Origin of the sequence: Streptomyces sp. STR69 (assembly GCF_024519455.1) — a bacterium.
In the GTDB taxonomy this organism is placed as follows: Bacteria; Actinomycetota; Actinomycetes; order Streptomycetales; family Streptomycetaceae; genus Streptomyces.
The window spans coordinates 62,593-78,249 of sequence record NZ_JALJRY010000027.1 but is presented as its reverse complement, the minus strand read 5'-3'; the positions used below and the strand labels follow the sequence as shown (position 1 = coordinate 78,249).

General features: G+C 71.1%; 15 protein-coding genes. 8 read left to right on the top strand and 7 right to left on the bottom strand.

Annotated features, from left to right (window positions below; genetic code table 11):
• Nucleotides 1–113: 113 nt before the first annotated feature.
• From OC490_RS37670 to OC490_RS37660, 3 genes are all read right to left on the bottom strand, one after another.
• Entirely contained in the window at nucleotides 114–980 is an 867-nt protein-coding gene (locus OC490_RS37670; protein WP_262062539.1) for an ABC transporter permease, read from the bottom strand.
• A 16-nt stretch (nucleotides 981–996) separates the two neighbouring features.
• Nucleotides 997–1,818, bottom strand: a complete 822-nt coding sequence (locus OC490_RS37665) for an ABC transporter ATP-binding protein (protein ID WP_262062538.1) — start codon at nucleotides 1,816–1,818, stop codon at nucleotides 997–999.
• Between the two features lie 150 nt (nucleotides 1,819–1,968).
• Nucleotides 1,969–2,424, bottom strand: a complete 456-nt coding sequence (locus tag OC490_RS37660) for a hypothetical protein (RefSeq protein WP_262062537.1) — start codon at nucleotides 2,422–2,424, stop codon at nucleotides 1,969–1,971.
• 194 nt (nucleotides 2,425–2,618) lie between these two features.
• Between OC490_RS37660 and OC490_RS37655 the strand changes: the two genes are divergently transcribed.
• From OC490_RS37655 to OC490_RS37635, 5 genes are all read left to right on the top strand, one after another.
• Nucleotides 2,619–3,407, top strand: a complete 789-nt coding sequence (locus tag OC490_RS37655) for a DUF4142 domain-containing protein (RefSeq protein WP_262062536.1) — start codon at nucleotides 2,619–2,621, stop codon at nucleotides 3,405–3,407.
• A gap of 179 nt (nucleotides 3,408–3,586) precedes the next feature.
• On the top strand, nucleotides 3,587–4,903 hold the full coding sequence (locus OC490_RS37650) for a DUF692 domain-containing protein (RefSeq protein WP_262062535.1): 1,317 nt from the start codon (nucleotides 3,587–3,589) through the stop codon (nucleotides 4,901–4,903).
• A gap of 113 nt (nucleotides 4,904–5,016) precedes the next feature.
• Nucleotides 5,017–5,787, top strand: coding sequence for a DUF4142 domain-containing protein (locus tag OC490_RS37645; protein ID WP_262062534.1), 771 nt, complete (start codon nucleotides 5,017–5,019; stop codon nucleotides 5,785–5,787).
• Between the two features lie 123 nt (nucleotides 5,788–5,910).
• The gene (locus OC490_RS37640; RefSeq protein ID WP_262062533.1) at nucleotides 5,911–6,705 is read left to right on the top strand and encodes a TIGR04222 domain-containing membrane protein; all 795 of its coding nucleotides are present in this window, start codon (nucleotides 5,911–5,913) and stop codon (nucleotides 6,703–6,705) included.
• 154 nt (nucleotides 6,706–6,859) lie between these two features.
• Complete coding sequence (locus OC490_RS37635; protein ID WP_262062532.1) at nucleotides 6,860–8,440, top strand: alpha/beta hydrolase; 1,581 nt, start codon at nucleotides 6,860–6,862, stop codon at nucleotides 8,438–8,440.
• 79 nt (nucleotides 8,441–8,519) lie between these two features.
• On the opposite strand, the gene hemQ is transcribed toward OC490_RS37635, so the two are convergent.
• Together hemQ and hemG are read right to left on the bottom strand one after the other, a co-directional pair.
• A complete protein-coding gene (hemQ, locus tag OC490_RS37630; RefSeq protein ID WP_262062531.1) occupies nucleotides 8,520–9,251 on the bottom strand; it encodes a hydrogen peroxide-dependent heme synthase in 732 nt (243 codons plus the stop codon).
• A gap of 4 nt (nucleotides 9,252–9,255) precedes the next feature.
• The gene (gene hemG / locus OC490_RS37625) at nucleotides 9,256–10,686 is read right to left on the bottom strand and encodes a protoporphyrinogen oxidase (RefSeq protein WP_262062530.1); all 1,431 of its coding nucleotides are present in this window, start codon (nucleotides 10,684–10,686) and stop codon (nucleotides 9,256–9,258) included.
• A gap of 161 nt (nucleotides 10,687–10,847) precedes the next feature.
• Between hemG and OC490_RS37620 the strand changes: the two genes are divergently transcribed.
• Nucleotides 10,848–11,810, top strand: coding sequence for a DUF4349 domain-containing protein (locus OC490_RS37620; RefSeq protein ID WP_262062529.1), 963 nt, complete (start codon nucleotides 10,848–10,850; stop codon nucleotides 11,808–11,810).
• 27 nt (nucleotides 11,811–11,837) lie between these two features.
• Nucleotides 11,838–13,238 carry an FAD-dependent oxidoreductase gene (locus tag OC490_RS37615; protein WP_262062528.1) on the top strand — a complete coding sequence of 467 codons (1,401 nt, stop codon included), beginning with the start codon at nucleotides 11,838–11,840 and terminating at the stop codon, nucleotides 13,236–13,238.
• Between the two features lie 31 nt (nucleotides 13,239–13,269).
• On the opposite strand, the gene OC490_RS37610 is transcribed toward OC490_RS37615, so the two are convergent.
• Nucleotides 13,270–13,593, bottom strand: coding sequence for a hypothetical protein (locus OC490_RS37610; RefSeq protein ID WP_200716074.1), 324 nt, complete (start codon nucleotides 13,591–13,593; stop codon nucleotides 13,270–13,272).
• 126 nt (nucleotides 13,594–13,719) lie between these two features.
• Here OC490_RS37610 and OC490_RS37605 point away from each other — a divergent pair, with 126 nt between their 5' ends.
• Complete coding sequence (locus OC490_RS37605) at nucleotides 13,720–14,544, top strand: rhomboid family intramembrane serine protease (protein ID WP_262062527.1); 825 nt, start codon at nucleotides 13,720–13,722, stop codon at nucleotides 14,542–14,544.
• Nucleotides 14,545–14,550: 6 nt separating this feature from the next.
• On the opposite strand, the gene hemE is transcribed toward OC490_RS37605, so the two are convergent.
• Nucleotides 14,551–15,618, bottom strand: coding sequence for a uroporphyrinogen decarboxylase (gene hemE / locus OC490_RS37600; protein WP_262062526.1), 1,068 nt, complete (start codon nucleotides 15,616–15,618; stop codon nucleotides 14,551–14,553).
• Nucleotides 15,619–15,657 lie beyond the last annotated feature (39 nt).

Sequence of the window (15,657 nt, the reverse complement as noted above, 5' to 3'; positions counted from 1 at the left end):
AGGCCCAGATGGGTGCGCCCCATAGGGGCGCGGGGCTGTATCGATATGCGGCTCCGCCGCGTGGGCGCGACCAGCCCCCGCCGGGCCCGCGGACAACAACCGTGCTGCCAGCCTCAGTTCGTGCTGTCGTGCCAATGCAGCACGCGGCGCTCGACGACGGTCACGGCGAGCAGCAACAGCACGCCCATCACCGCAAGGACGAGGATCGAGGCGTATACAACGGGGAGTTGGTTCATGGAGGAGGCCACACTGATCGCGGTCCCCAGTCCCCCCGTGGATCCGGACGCCGACATCTCGGCGACGACCGCCCCGATGATCGACAGCGGAAACACGATCCGCAGTGCGGCGAAGAGATACGGCAGCGCGTTGGGTACCCGAACGTGCCACAGCAGTTCGACCCGGCTCGCGTCCATCGTGCGGTAGACCTGCAACACCTGCTGCGGCACGGACCGCAGCCCCGTCGCCGTGTTGATGAGGATCGGGAAGAAACAGATCAGCCCGGTGATGATCAGCTTGGGCATGGGCCCGAAGCCGAAGGCCACGACCAGGGCCGGAGCGACCGCCACCAGCGGGGTGACGTTGAGGACGACCGCGATCGGCATCACCGCCCGCCGCACCAGCGGGAGTTCACTGGTCAGCACCGCGAGGACGAACGCTCCGACGAACCCCATCCCCAGCCCGGCCGTCGCCTCCCCGAGGGTGACGAGGGCGTTGTGGACGTAGTAGCCGAAATTGCCGGAGAGCGAACTGCCGACGTCGGACAACGGCGGTAGCAGATAGGGAAGTTGTTCGGCCCCCCAGTGCCAGAGCCCGGCGAGGATCGCCAGCATGACGACGAGGGGCAGCCAGACGGCCGGACGGATCCAGGCGATCCGGGACCTCGGGTGCTTGAGGCTGAAGCGGGACGGTTCGGCGGGCGGTTGCTTCCCGGTGGTACCGGCCGCCAGGGAGTCGGTGGTGCGTTCGTCGGCTACGGTCATGTCCTCACGCCCCCACTCACGCGGCTTCGCTGTGCCAGGCGCGGCGCAGCCGCTCTCTCACCAGGTCCTCGTACTCGTGGAACCGCCGTTCCCCGAAGAGCCGTTCACCGCGCGGCCGGGGCAGGTCGATGTCGATGCTCTCGACGATGCGGCCGGGGTTCGGCGCCATGACGACGACGGTGTCGGAGAGCCGTACGGCCTCGGACACGGAGTGGGTGACGAACAGGACCGTCGTCCGCAACTCCTCCCACAGGTCGAGGAGTTGGTCCTGGAGGCTTTCGCGGGTGAACTCGTCGAGCGCCGAGAAGGGTTCGTCCATGACGAGCACGTCGGGTTGCAGGCCGAACGCCCGGACGATCGCGGCGCGTTGGCGCATCCCGCCGGAGAGCTGGGCCGGAAGCTTGTGCAGGGCGTCGCCGAGGCCGGCCTTGACGAGAAGTTCCTTCATGTCGGGGGCCGTTCGGCGTTCGGCGAAGTCGGCGATGCGTTCCCGGCGCCCGGCCGCGCCCCGGTTGATCTTCTGGGGCAGCGTGACGTTGCGCAGGACGGACAGCCAGGGCAGCAGCGCGGGGCTCTGCGGTACGAGTCCGATCAGCTTGGCCGCGCAGGCCTGTGCCGGTGTCACTCCGTGGACCGACACCTCGCCGCCGTCCGGCTGTTCGAGCCCGGCGACGAGCCGCAGCAGCGTCGACTTTCCGCAGCCGCTGGGGCCGATGAGGCTGACGAAACGGCCCGACGGCACCGTCAGGTGGACGTCGTCGAGGGCCGTGGTCGCGGCCGACCCGAACCCGTAGACCCGTCGCACCGACCGCAGTTGGAGTGCTGGCGTACCAGTCACCTTCACGCTCCCATCCATGTCGCGGGCACAAGTGCCCGATCCTGGAAGTCGGAGAGCGTGCGTAGCGAGTGCGACTGACTGCCACGCGGAAATCCGCTTAGGTGTCCCCGACCGTAGGAAGATTGTGTTTCGGGACACCGCATTCGTCTGTTACGGGCGTTTTACGTCTGGCCGCGGCGGGAGTTGGAGCGGGACGGCCGCGCTGCCGTCGTAGACGTGGATCTCGATTCCGAGGTCCGCCGCGGCGCGCGCCACCCAGCCGCCGAGGGCCTGCACGATCAGCTCGCTGACCAGGAGGACCGCGCGTTCGGCGGTGGGTACGGACTCGCGCAGCCAGAGCAGTTTGAACATGTCCGCCATGACCTTGTTGCGGTAGGCGGGCTTGTATGCGCCCTGGTTGCCGACGAGTTGGACGAGCACGCGGCAGGCGGGGTCGATCCCCTCGACCTCGACGCGGCTGCCGTCGGGCAGCATCAGCGGCTTCGGGCGCAGCGGGGTGCCGAGCAGGTCGCCGAGCGCGAGCAGCATGCGGCGTTCGACGGAACCCTCGGTGAAGCGGCTCCACTCGGTGGGGGCGTCAAGGACGGTCAGGTGCACCCGCCGCATCCTAGGAAAGCCCCGTTTCCCCCGTGTTGCCTGCGCCGGACCACCCGGCCCGCCCCACCGAACCCGCCCTCTTTGCCTGCCCTTTGGGCAACACTGCCCTTCCTTTGAACAAGCTGTCCGTCCCGCGCGTACCTCCAGGCACTGGCCACGTGTCAACTTCTCCAACGACCAGTTGGTGTCCCCGGGAGGCTCCCTTGCGTCGTATCAACGGTACGGCTGTGCTCATCGCGGCCGTCGTCGCCACCACTGGCGCCCTCGTCTTCCCCGTGTGGTCGTATGCCGACCGTTCGGGTACCGGTCAGGCGAACGTGGCGGCGGGCACGGTGAACACCCAGTGGGGGCCGCTGACGGCCGCCGACCGGGATCTGATCGTGCGGGTGCGGCTGGCCGGGCTGTGGGAGCTGCCGGCCGGGCAGCAGGCGATCGAGCGGGCGCCCAGCCAGGCGATCAAGGAGGCCGGGGACCATCTCATCGTCGGCCACACCGACCTCGACAAGCGGGTGCGGATCGTCGCCGCCCAGCTCAATGTGGCGCTGCCCAACGTGCCGAACGAGCAACAGCAGGGCTGGCTGCGGGAGATGAGCGCGGCGACCGGCGCCGAGTACGAGTACAAGTTCGTCAATCTGCTGCGGGCCGCGCACGGCAAGATCTTCCCGGCGGTCGGCGCCATACGGAACAGCACGCGCAACAGCCTGGTGCGGCAGTTGGCCTCGGACACCAACCAGACCGTGCTCGACCACATCACCGTGCTGGAGAAGACCGGGCGGGTCGACTTCGACGCCATCGCCAACGGGGTCGCGAACGCCTCCACCGCCAGCCCGACCGGTCCCGCCGCGCCCGTGCCCGGTCAGGTGGTGCCCTCGGCACCGGCCGCCGCAGCGAGCCCGAACAACGGGGCCACCTCACGGCCGTCCCCGGGCGCGCCCGGAACGGTCAACACCGGGCGACCGGATCCGGTCGACTCGAATGGGGTGCTGGGGTAACCGGCCCCGAACCCCGGCCGCGGCCCCGCCCCGAACCTCAAATGTTGCTCTGAAGGTGACACGGCCGGGGTTCGGGGCCCGGCCCGGGGGCGATACCTCCGTCACACCGAACAGCGGTCTTGTGGAGTGAGTGGATTTCGGCGAAGACACCGAGGACGAGAACGGGACGGGGACGGGCCATGGAACGACTGGGGACGGGCATCGGATGGCGGCCGGAGATCGCGGGCGCCGTGGAACACCTGCCGGGCATCGACTGGGTCGAGGCCGTGGCCGAGAACCTCTGCCCCGGCCACCTCCCCGAATCGCTGCTACGGCTGCGCGAGCGCGGCGTGACCGTGATCCCGCACGGCGTCTCCCTCGGCCTCGGCGGCGCCGACCGGCCCGACGAGGACAGGCTGACGGCGCTCGCCGAGCGGGCCGAGGCCCTCGGCTCACCGCTGGTCACCGAGCACATCGCGTTCGTCCGCGCGGGCGGCCCCCTGACCGCCTCCCCACTCCTCGAAGCCGGCCATCTGCTGCCCGTACCGCGCACCCGGGACGCCCTCGACGTGCTCTGCGAGAACATCCGCATCGCCCAGGACGCACTGCCCGTACCCCTCGCGGTGGAGAACATCGCCGCGCTGCTCGCCTGGCCGGGCGAGGAGATGACCGAGGGCCAGTTCCTGTACGAACTGGCCGACCGCACCGGCGTACGCCTCCTCATCGACGTCGCCAACCTGCACACCAACCACGTCAACCGCGGCGAGGACCCGGCCAAGGCCCTCGCCGAACTCCCCGTCGAGGCCATCGCCTACGTCCATGTCGCGGGCGGCGTCGAACGCGACGGCGTCTGGCACGACAGCCACGCCCACCCCGTCCCCGCTCCGGTCCTCGACATCCTCACCGACCTGGCGTCCCGCGTCTCCCCGCCGGGGGTGCTGCTGGAGCGCGACGACAACTTCCCCGAAGCGGCAGAACTGGAGCGGGAGTTGACGTCGATTCGCGGGGCGCTGGACTTGGGGCGGGGGCGGGCGCGAGTCACGGCTCCGACAACCGCACCGCAGGCCTCGGCACCGCAGGCCTCCGCAGCGCAGGCCTCCGCCCCCGCCCGCCAGCGTCTCGCCCTCGCCCAGGCCGCCCTGCTCTCCGCGCTGGTCGCCGGTACTCCGGTGCCCGAAGGGTTCGACCGGGTGCGGCTCGGTGTGCAGGCGCGGGCGCTCGGAGCGAAGCGGGCCGATGTCGTGGCGAAGGTGGCTCCAGAACTGCCGGAGATCCTCGGGGAGGCGTACCGGCCGGCCTTCCTCGCGTACGCGCACACGCACCCGATGACCGGCGGCTACCGGCGGGACGCGCTGGACTTCGCCGGACAGCTGCTGCTCTCGGGCGGACCCGAGAACGCCGAGGTCAGGCGGGATTTGCGGGCCTGGTGGCTGGAGCGCTCGGGGCCGGCCCCGCGTTCGGCGCGGCCCACGGTCCGGCTCGCCCGGGCCACCCGGCGGGTACTGCTGCGCCGCTGACGGGTCGCGGAAGGGCCGGGAGGGGCCTTGGAAGGTGACAGTGACTCCACAGTAATATTGCGGTTCCGCACGAGAAGCGCACTCACGTGCGGTGCCGTCACAGGAGGCACCCCATGCGACCGCGACCCCCCGTAAAGGGCCGAGGCATATTCAGTGGCACCGGCGTCATCGTCGTGGGCCTGACCGCGACCCTGGCGGCGCTGGTCTTCCCGGTCTGGTCCTACGCCGACCGGGCCGGGACTACCGCTGCCAATGTGCTCAGCGACCAGACCGTGGCGACGCAGTACGGGCCGTTGTCCGCGCTGGACCGGGACTTCGTCACGCGGGTGCGGCTGGCCGGGCTGTGGGAGCTGCCGGCCGGGCAGCAGGCCGAGGAGAAGGGCACCACCGCGGCCGTACGGACGGCGGGGCAGCATCTGATCGACGGCCACACGTTCCTGGACGAGCGGGTGCGGGACGTCGCCGCGCGGCTCGGGCTGCCGCTGCCGAACCAGCCCAACGCGCAGCAACAGCAGTGGCTCGCCACCCTCAACGCGGCATCGGGCGTGGACTTCGACCGCAAGTTCGCCAACATCCTGCGCCTCGCGCACGGCAAGGTGTTCACGGTGGTCGCCCAGGTCCGCGCCACCACGCAGAACTCCCTGGTCCGCGCCCTCGCCGACGACGCCAACACGACCGTCCTGGACCACATCAAGGTCCTGGAGGCCACCGGATACGTCGACTTCGCCGCGCTGGCCCGGGACATGGCCGCGAGCAGCACACCCGCGCCCAGCAGTTCCGCCGTGGCCGACCCGGGTCAGGTCGTCCCGCTGGCCCCGTCGGTCTCCCCGACGTACTCGCTGCCGCCGCCCGCCTCCAGCCCGCCGCCGTCGGCACAGCCGTAGCCGTAGCACTGTTTCGGCCGTGGTCTGTTTCCGGACAAGTGGAACGTCACATGCAGACAACGCTCCGTCCGGATTGTGAACAAGGCATGGCGTCGCACTGGGCCTTTGGCATAGAAATTTGGCATGTTCTGGGTCCTTCTCCTGCTCCTGGCCTGGGCCGTCGCCGGCACGGCGTGCACCCGGCTGTGCCTGGCCGCCGTCAGAGCGGCGGCCGTGGACGCCGACGACGCGGGCAAGGGACACGATCTGACGCTCTACGAGGCGGCGTTCCTGTCCGGCGGTCCGGCGCGGGTCGCCGATCTGACGCTGGTCTCCATGGCGCGCCAGCACCGGCTGCTGCTCGCCCACACCGGCTGGGCGACCGTCGTCGACCCACGCGGCCGGGACCCCATCGAGCGGTCGGTGATAGGCGCCATCGGGCCCGAGGGGCAGTCCCGGATCGCCCCGGTGCGGGCCACCGCGGCGGCCACGGACGCGGTGCGCGACGTGGCGGACCGGCTCGTCGACGCGGGTCTCGCCGTACCGGACGGCACCCGTACGACGGTCGCCTCCGGAGTCCGGCAGGTGCGGGCCGCCGCGCTCGTCGTGCTGGTGCTGGGCGCGACCGCGCTGCTGACGCCGGGGGCCGAGATGCCGCGCGGGCTGGTCGCGCTCTGGTTCGCGCTGCCGCTCGCCCTGACGCTGAGCTGTCTGGCCATCGCCCGGGTCGAGGTGCACCCGTACTCGCACTGGGCCTCCCCGGCCGGTCAGCAGCTGCTCGGCACCCTGACCCGGTACGCGGGCGGTGGCGCCGACGACCGCACCTATCTGACGTCGGTGGCCGTGCGGGGCATCCGCGCGGTCGGCGAACCGGATCTGCGGGCTGCCTTCGCGCACCGCGAGCAGTACCGCGAGCAGTTCAACGAGTGGCGGCGCTGACCTACGAGCGGCGGCGCTGACCTCGGCGTGAGAGCGCGCCAGGGGGCGCACAGGGGTCATTGGGGCCGACACCGGCCCGACGGTGCTTGCCTTCGCCAACAACCGAACGAAACATCCCTTTTGTTGCTGCCGTGCTCCGAAGGGATACGCCACCATGCGAGCCGCCGCCCTGTACTCGGCCGCCGGGTCCTTGCTCCTGACCACCCTCGCCGCCGCCCCGGCCACCGGTGCCCCGGACGCCGTCGAGTCGGCCGGCACCGCGCTCGCCGCCGCGCACGCCCGCGCGCGTGGCATCGACTTCGGGACGTGCCCGGACGCGGAGGACATGCCCGGCACCATGGAATGCGGCACGGTCTCCGTCCCGCTCGACTACGCACACCCCGACGGCAAGCAGATCAAACTGACCGTCGGCCGCGCCCGGGCCACCCACAAGGACCCGCACAACAGCAAGCGCAGAGTCCCCGGCCAGGGCTCCCTGGTCTACAACCCGGGCGGCCCCGGCGCCTCCGGCCTCTACTTCCCGCTGATCGGCATGCTCCCCGAGTGGAAGCGCATCGCGTCGGCCTACGACCTCGTGGGCTACGCCCCGCGCGGGGTCGACAAGTCGGCACCGCTGTCCTGCGAGGACCCCAAGCACTTCTTCAAGGCGCCCTCGCAGTCGCCGACGTACCCCTCGGAGTCGTACAAGAAGGAGCGCGTCGCGGAGGCCAAGGCCTACGCGCGCGGCTGCGCCAAACGCTCCGGCAGCAAGCTGCGGTTCTACAACTCGCTCAACAACGCCCGCGACCTGGACGTCCTGCGCGCCGCCCTCGGCGAGGACAAGCTGACGTTCATGGGCGCGTCCTACGGGACCTACTTCGGGGCGCTGTACGCGACGCTGTTCCCCTCGCACGTACGGCGGATGGTCTTCGACTCGGCGGTGAACCCGGACCCCGAGCAGGTCTGGTACCGCAACAACCTCGACCAGTCGGCCGCGTTCGAGGGCCGCTGGGCGGACTACCGGGAGTGGATCGCCAGGCACGACGACGTGTACGGGCTCGGCGACACGGCGGGGAAGGTGCTGCGCAGCTACGAGAAGGCCTCTGCACGGCTCGCTGAGAAGCCCGCGGGCGGCAAGGTGGGGCCCGCGCAGTTGCAGGGCGCGTTCCTGTCGGCGGGGTACTACGACGACTACTGGCCGCACACCGCGGCAGCGCTGTCGGCCTACCTGAAGGGCAACCCCAAGCTCCTGGTGCAGCAGGCGGGGCCCACGCCGGGAGCGGCCGTCGAGGCGGAGAACGGCAACGCGGTGTACACGGCCGTCGAGTGCAACGACGCGCCCTGGCCTACCGAGTGGAGCGTCTGGGACCGGGACAACACGCGGCTCGCGCGCGTGGCGCCGTTCGAGACGTGGGACAACGTGTGGATGAATCTGCCGTGCGCGTACTGGCCCGCGCCGCGTCAGCAGCCCCTTGATGTGCGGACCGGGCCTGGTGAGTTGCCGCCGGTGCTGATCATGGCCGCCGAGCGGGATGCGGCTACGCCGTACGACGGGGCGCTGGAGTTGCAACGGCGGTTGGCCGACTCGGTGTTGGTGACCGAGCGGGATGCGGGGACGCATGGGATCGCGGGTGGGGCCAACAAGTGCGTGAACGGGTATCTGGACGCGTATTTGTTGGAAGGGCGGCTGCCTGAGCGGCATGCTGCGTGCGCTCCGCATGCTGAGCCGAAGGCTGCGCGACCGGGCCGTCGGTAGTCTGCCGGCCGGTGGGGGGCTGGTCGCGCCCGCGCGGCGGAGCCGCATGTCGACACAGCCCCGCGCCCCTGAAGGCCGCTTACGCCAGGCCGGCTACCAAGTCGCCGATGTCCTTGCGGCGGCCTGTGTAGAACGGGACCTCCTCGCGGACGTGCATGCGGGCCTCGGAGGCTCGGAGGTGGCGCATGAGGTCGACGATTCGGTAGAGCTCGTCGGCCTCGAAGGCCAGGAGCCATTCGTAGTCGCCGAGGGAGAAGGAAGCGACCGTGTTGGCGCGGACGTCCGGGTAGCCGCGGGCCATCTTGCCGTGGTCGGCGAGCATGCGGCGGCGGTCCTCGTCGGGGAGCAGGTACCAGTCGTAGGAGCGCACGAACGGGTACACGCTGACGTAGTTGCGCGGGGTCTCGTCGGCCAGGAAGGCCGGGACGTGCGAGCGGTTGAACTCGGCGGGGCGGTGCAGCGCCATGTTCGACCAGACCGGGTCCAGGGCGCGGCCGAGCTTCGTGCGGCGGAAGAGGTTGTACGCCTCCTGGAGCTGGTCGGCGGTCTCGGCGTGCCACCAGATCATGAGGTCGGCGTCGGCACGCAGGCCCGACACGTCGTATGTGCCGCGGACCGTGACGTCCTTCGCGGCGAGCTGGTCGAACAGCTCCTGGACCTCGTCGGCGTATCCGGCGCGGTCCTCGGGCAGTACGTCCTTCAGCTTGAAGACGGACCACAGGGTGTAGCGGATGACCTCGTTGAGGTCCTTGGCCAGCTTGCCCTTGTTCGGGATACGGCCGGACTCGGTGGTGGGGGCGTCGTCGCTCATGGGGCTATTCTCCCGCTCCGCCGGACGCGCTCGGCACCGGGTCGCCGGTCAGCCGCTCGACGGCCGCGTACGCGCTCGCGATGGTCGCCGGGATGCCGACCCCGTCGTAGGCCGCGCCGCACACGGCGAGGCCGGGCAGCTTGGCGACGTGTTCGCGGACGCGGGCCACGCGCGCGTGGTGGCCGACCGGGTACTGGGGCAGGCCGTCGGTCCAGCGGGTGACGCGGGTGTCGAGGGGTGCGGCGTCGAGACCGGTGGCCTCGCGGAGGTCGTGGCGTGAGACGTCGACCAGGCCGGTGTCCTCGCGGTCCAGGACCGCCGTCTCGCCGTAGCGGCCCACCGAGGTGCGCAGGACCAGTACGTCCGGGTTCTCGTCGGCGATCCAGGCCCACTTCTGGGAGGCGAAGGTGGAGGCCTTGATGGTGCGGCCGTCGACGGGGGGCACCAAGAAGCCGCTGCCTTCGGGGAGTTCGACGTCCGCGCGGCGGTAGGCGAGGGTGACGAGGGCCATCGAGGCGTACTCGACGGCGCCCAACTCGGCGGCGGCGCCGGGTACTTCGGCCCGCAGCAGTTGGGCGGCCACCGGTGCGGGTACGGCGACGATCACTCCGTCGGCGTCCAGCACCCGGTCTCCGGCGACGACCCGCCAGCCGGCCGCTCCGCTCCGGCGCAGCTCCGTCACCGGTGTCCCGGTGAGGATCTCGGCGCCCCGCGCGCGGACCGACTCCGCGACGGCGAGCGGGAGTTGGCCCACTCCGCCCTCGATGCCCATGAAGACGGGGCCGGTCTGCTGTGCGGCGGCGGCACGCTCCTGGATGCCCCGGACGGCCTCGGTGAGGGAGTCGTGCTTCTTCGCGGCCTCGAAGAGCTGGGGGACGGCGGAGCGCATCGAGATGCGGTACGCGTCGCCCGCGTAGACCCCGCCCAGGAGGGGTTCGACAAGGCGGTCGACGACCTCACGGCCGAGGCGTGCCGCCACGTACTCCCCGACCGCCACGTCCTCGCCGACCTCCGTGCGGGGCAGGTCGGCGTCGCGCTCGATGCGGTGCAGGCCCTCGTCGGAGATGACCCCGGAGAGGGCGGAGGCGGTGCCGGGGACGCCCATGACGTGACCCTTGGGCATCGGGCGCAGGGCACCCCGGGTCCAGAGCGAAGCGGTGGCCGTGGCGGGCGGCTGGAGGCGGTCGGTGAGCCCGACCTCGCGGGCCAGCGCGACGGCCTCGGGGCGGCGGGCGAGCATCGACTCGGCGCCGAGGTCCACGCGGGCGCCCGCGATCTCGCCGGGCAGCAGCTTGCCGCCGACCCGGTCCGACGCCTCGACGACCGTCACACGCATGCCTCTGTCCAGCAGCCGGTGTGCGGCGGCCAGCCCACCGATCCCGGCGCCGATGACGACGACATGCCCTGTACCCGTACGAGTCTCCACTTCGCGCATGCCCCCAGCCTCTCAGACCGCACTGACAGTCCGATCCCGGCCCGGTGCCCGGCACGAGTCCCGACCGTGACCTCATCGGAACCGTTTCCCGCCAACGTCCCGCCCGGTCCCGGCGTCGAAGGTGCGTCAGTCGTCACGACGAACCTCGGGGGTACCGACCCATGCGCACACGACACTCCGTCCGGCCCGTCCAGGCTCTGGCCGGGCTCCTGCTGGCCTCGGCCCTCGCGCTGACCGGGTGCAGCGGCGGCGCGGACAAAGCGACCTCCGCCAGCGATGCCGGCGCGGGCGCCAAGGCAGCGGTTCCCGGCACCGCTCAGCAGGAGGGCGCGTCGGGCAGCGGCAACGCCCGGAACACCAAGTCCCTGCCCAAGCTCACCGCGAGCAGCATCATCCGTACGGCCTCGCTGTCCGTGCGGGTCAAGGACGTGCCGAAGGCCCTCGACGAGGCCCGCACCACGACCGAGAACGCGGGCGGGTTCGTCGGCAACGAGACGACCACCCGCGACGGACAGGGCCACGAACGCACCCGGGTCGTCCTTCGGGTGCCCACCGACAAGTACGACGAGGTCCTCGCCGACCTGGAGGGCGCGGGCAAGCTGCTGGACCGCACCGCGAAGGCGCAGGACGTCACGGACCAGGTCGTGGACGTGGAGAGTCGCATCACCTCACAGCGGGCCAGCGTGGCACGTGTGCGTGAACTGATGGACCGGGCCACCAAGTTGAGCGATGTGGTGGAACTGGAGGGCGAGTTGAGCACCCGCGAGTCCGATCTGGAGGCGCTGCTCGCCCAACAGTCCTCCCTGAAGGACCGCACCAGCCTGGCCACCATCACGCTGTCCCTGTCGCAGACCCCGGTGGCGAAGGCCGCCGCCAAGGACGACTCCCCCGGCTTCGTGGACGCGGTGGCGGGCGGCTGGCACGTCTTCGTCACGATGCTGCGCTGGATCGCCCTGGCGCTGGGCGCGGTGCTCCCGTTCGCGGCGGTCGCGGCGCTGCTGGTCGTCCTGTGGCTGCGTCTCGTACGGCCGCGCCGGGCGGCGACCGTGCCCGCGGCCACCGCGGTGGGCCCGCTGCCGGCCGCCCCGCCGGTGCGCGAGGAGGAGCAGGGCGCACAGGACTGAAATCATCGGTCCCCGTAGCGTGTTCGCATGGACATGAGCCGTGCGAGGGGTACCCGGGAACGACTGGTCGTCATCGGAGGCGACGCCGCGGGCATGTCCGCGGCGTCGCAGGCCCGCCGCCTCAAGGGGCCGGACGAGCTGGAGATCGTGGCCTTCGAGCGGGGCCACTTCACCTCGTACTCGGCGTGCGGCATCCCGTACTGGGTGGGCGGTGACGTGTCCACTCCGCAGGAGCTGATCGCCCGCACCCCGGAGGAGCACCGGGCGCGGGACATCGACCTGCGGATGCGTACCGAGGTCGTGGAGCTGGACGTCGCGGGCGGTCGGGTACGCGCGCGTGACGTCGATTCCGGGGCCGAGTCCTGGACGTCGTACGACAAGCTCGTGATCGGGACCGGGGCGCGGCCGGTCCGTCCGGACATGCCCGGTGTCGACGCCCCCGGAGTGCACGGGGTGCAGACGCTCGACGACGGGCAGGCGCTGCTCGATTCGCTGGCACGCACGCGTGGGCGTCGCGCCGTGGTGATCGGGGCCGGGTACATCGGGGTCGAGATGGCGGAGGCGTTCGTCAACCGTGGGTATGACGTGACCGTCGTCAACAGGGGCAAGGAGCCGATGTCGACGCTCGACCCGGACATGGGGCGTCTGGTTCACAAGGCGATGGAGGACCTGGGCATCACCATGGTCGACGACGCCCATGTCACCGAGCTGCGCACCGGGGACGACGGGCGGGTGCGGGCGGTGGTCACGGAGGACGCGGAGTATCCGGCGGACGTGGTGGTGCTGGGGATCGGTGTGCGGCCCGAGACGACCCTCGCCGAGGCGGCCGGGCTGCCTCTGGGACAGCACCACGGGCTGCTCACCGACATGGCGATGCGGGTGCGCGGGCACGAGAACGTCTGGGCCGGGGGCGACTGTGTGGAGGTGCTGGACCTGGTCTCCGGGCAGGAGCGGCACATCGCCCTGGGGACGCACGCCAACAAGCACGGGCAGGTCATCGGCACCAATGTGGGCGGCGGATACGCCACCTTCCCGGGGGTGGTGGGTACGGCCGTGAGCAAGGTGTGCGATCTGGAGATCGCGCGTACCGGGCTGCGGGAGAAGGACGCTCACCGCGCGGGCCTGCAATTCGTGGCGGTCACCATCGAGTCGACCAGCCGCGCGGGCTATTACCCCGAGGCCTCCCTCATGACGGTGAAGATGCTCGCCGAACGCCGTACCGGCCGTCTCCTCGGCGTGCAGATCGTCGGCCGGGAGGGCGCCGCGAAGCGTGTCGACATCGCGGCGGTCGCCCTCACAGCCCGTATGACGGTGGAACAGATGACGGCCCTGGACCTGGGGTACGCGCCGCCGTTCTCCCCCGTGTGGGACCCGGTCCTGGTGGCGGCCCGAAAGGCGACCGCCAAGGTCCAGGCCGGTCCTCGTTGAACGTTCCCACGACGTTCCGTGTCGAACGTTCCTATGCCGTGCCGTTGATGCGGTCTATGGCCTGCCGTGCCTGCTCGGCAGGCGGCCTGGCGGGCAGCGAGGACACCGACGCGCTCGGCGGCATCATGGCGGCGGGCTGCGCCGCCGCCGGCTTCGCGTGGGCACCCAGGGCCGTGGAGCGCAGCCGGTTGCTCACCGCCTCGTCCAGGGTCACCGGCCGCTGCATCTGCGCAGCGAGGCGTCCCGCTTCCTGACCGAGCTTGGCGACGTCCTCCCAGGGGAGGCGCACCACCAGGGAGATCTCGGCCTCGCCGTCGGGCGTGGCGGTCATCTGAGGGGAAATCCGGTCGTTCATCGCCTGTTCCTCACGTCGTCCCCGCGACACGCCTTCCCCGCACCGCGGGCGGTTGAGGAGTCATACGCACAGGCGGTCGGCGGTGTTCACCGGTTCACCGCGCGGATCGGGGGGCACTAATCCCTTGTGGTCATCCCCGTCCATGACGTGAACCCGGTGCGCCGCACCCCTTGGGTGACGTATGCGCTCATCGCCGCGAACGTGCTCGTCTTCCTGGCCACTCCCGGAATAGCGGGTTCCGTGGCGGGCGGCAGCGACCTCTCGCAGCTGTGCCATCTCCAGGCGTTCCTGGACCACTACGCGGCTGTACCAAGGGAGTTGATCCACCATCAGATGCCGCAGCTGGTCCCGACCGGTGCCGTGCAGAACGGCCCGGGCGGCGCCGGTTGCGCGGTCGCGCCGCCGGGCTACGACAAGTCGGCGCCCCTGAGCGTCCTCACCGCGATGTTCCTGCACGGCAGCTGGATCCACCTGCTGGGCAACATGCTGTTCCTGATGATCTTCGGGAACAACGTCGAGGACCGCATGGGCCACATCCGCTTCACGCTCTTCTACGTGGTGTGCGGTTACGCGGCGGGCTACGGCTTCGCGCTCCTCAACGCCGACTCGGGCGACCCGCTGATCGGCGCCTCCGGGGCGATCGCCGGTGTCCTGGGCGCCTATCTGGTGCTGTACGCGAAGGCCAGGGTGTGGGTCCTGGTGCCGTTCCTGTTCTTCCTGCCGCTGCGCCTGCCGGCCTGGCTGGTGCTGGGCTTCTGGTTCGTGCTCCAGGCGTTCTACTCGTCCGGCGAGGGCGTCTCCGAGGCGGGCACCGTCGCGTACTCGGCGCATGTCGTCGGGTTCCTCGTGGGCATGCTGCTGGCCTGGCCGCTCAAGGCGGGCACTCCCCCGCCGCCGGAACCGCGTGGCCTGCTGTTCGGCAGGCGGGCGCGGCCCCGGCACACGTGGTGAGCGCGGCTATCGGGCCGTCCTGGTGTGGACGTACTCGGTGAGCCGGGTGAGCGAGTCCGGGTCGGTGGACGGCATCACGCCGTGCCCGAGGTTGAAGATGTGGCCCTCAAGGCCCTTCGCCGCTTCGAGGACCTCGTCGGTCTTCGCCTCGACGACCTCCGTGGGGGCGAACAGGACGGTCGGGTCGAGGTTGCCCTGGAGCGCCTTGCCGGGGCCGACCCGGCGGGCGGCCTCGTCCAGCGCGACGCGGTAGTCGACGCCGACGACGTCCGCGCCGGCCTCGCCCATGAGCTGCAGCAGTTCGCCGGTGCCGACACCGAAGTGGATGCGGGGGACGCCGTAGCCCTCGACCGCCTTGAGGATCTTCGCGGAGGCGGGGAGCACCGAGCGGCGGTACTCGGCGGGGGCGAGGGCACCGGCCCAGGAGTCGAAGAGCTGGACGGCGCTGGCGCCCGCCTCGATCTGGACCTTGAGGAAGGTGACTGTGATGTCGGCGAGGCGGTCGAGAATGTCGGCCCACAGCTCGGGGTCGCCGTACATGATCGCCTTGGCGTTCTCGTACGTGCGGGACGGGCCGCCCTCGATGAGGTAGCTCGCGAGGGTGAACGGGGCGCCGGCGAAGCCGATGAGGGGGGTGGAGCCGAGCTCGGCGGTCAGCAGGCCGACGGCCTCGGTGACGTAGGAGACGTCCTCGGGGGTGAGGTCGCGGAGCCGGGCCAGGTCGGCGCGGGTGCGGATCGGCTTCTCGACGACCGGGCCGACGCCGGGCTTGATGTCGAGGTCGATGCCGATGGCCTTGAGCGGGACGACGATGTCGCTGAAGTAGACCGCCGCGTCCACGCCGTGTCTGCGCACCGGCTGGAGGGTGATCTCGGCGACCAGCTCGGGACGCGTGCAGGACTCCAGCATGGAGACGCCCTCGCGCACCTTGTGGTACTCCGGCAGCGAGCGCCCGGCCTGCCGCATGAACCACACGGGTGTGTGCGGCACGGGCTCACGCCTGGCCGCCTTCATGAAGGCGGAGTCGTAAGTGGCGGTCGGCTGCTGGCCCGTGGGGCTCTGGTTGACACTCACGGGGCAAGTCTCGCACGGCGCCGGAAGGCGATTGCACGG

Excerpts from the sequence above, each read along its gene's own strand:
- OC490_RS37670 (WP_262062539.1), bottom strand. The coding sequence starts at position 980 with ATGACCGTAGCCGACGAACGCACCACCGACTCCCTGGCGGCCGGTACC.
- OC490_RS37635 (WP_262062532.1), top strand. The coding sequence starts at position 6,860 with ATGCGAGCCGCCGCCCTGTACTCGGCCGCCGGGTCCTTGCTCCTGACC.
- OC490_RS37640 (WP_262062533.1), top strand. The coding sequence starts at position 5,911 with ATGTTCTGGGTCCTTCTCCTGCTCCTGGCCTGGGCCGTCGCCGGCACG.
- OC490_RS37650 (WP_262062535.1), top strand. The coding sequence starts at position 3,587 with ATGGAACGACTGGGGACGGGCATCGGATGGCGGCCGGAGATCGCGGGC.
- hemG (WP_262062530.1), bottom strand. The coding sequence starts at position 10,686 with ATGCGCGAAGTGGAGACTCGTACGGGTACAGGGCATGTCGTCGTCATC.
- OC490_RS37610 (WP_200716074.1), bottom strand. The coding sequence starts at position 13,593 with ATGAACGACCGGATTTCCCCTCAGATGACCGCCACGCCCGACGGCGAG.
- OC490_RS37645 (WP_262062534.1), top strand. The coding sequence starts at position 5,017 with ATGCGACCGCGACCCCCCGTAAAGGGCCGAGGCATATTCAGTGGCACC.
- OC490_RS37620 (WP_262062529.1), top strand. The coding sequence starts at position 10,848 with ATGCGCACACGACACTCCGTCCGGCCCGTCCAGGCTCTGGCCGGGCTC.
- hemQ (WP_262062531.1), bottom strand. The coding sequence starts at position 9,251 with ATGAGCGACGACGCCCCCACCACCGAGTCCGGCCGTATCCCGAACAAG.
- OC490_RS37615 (WP_262062528.1), top strand. The coding sequence starts at position 11,838 with ATGGACATGAGCCGTGCGAGGGGTACCCGGGAACGACTGGTCGTCATC.
- OC490_RS37660 (WP_262062537.1), bottom strand. The coding sequence starts at position 2,424 with ATGCGGCGGGTGCACCTGACCGTCCTTGACGCCCCCACCGAGTGGAGC.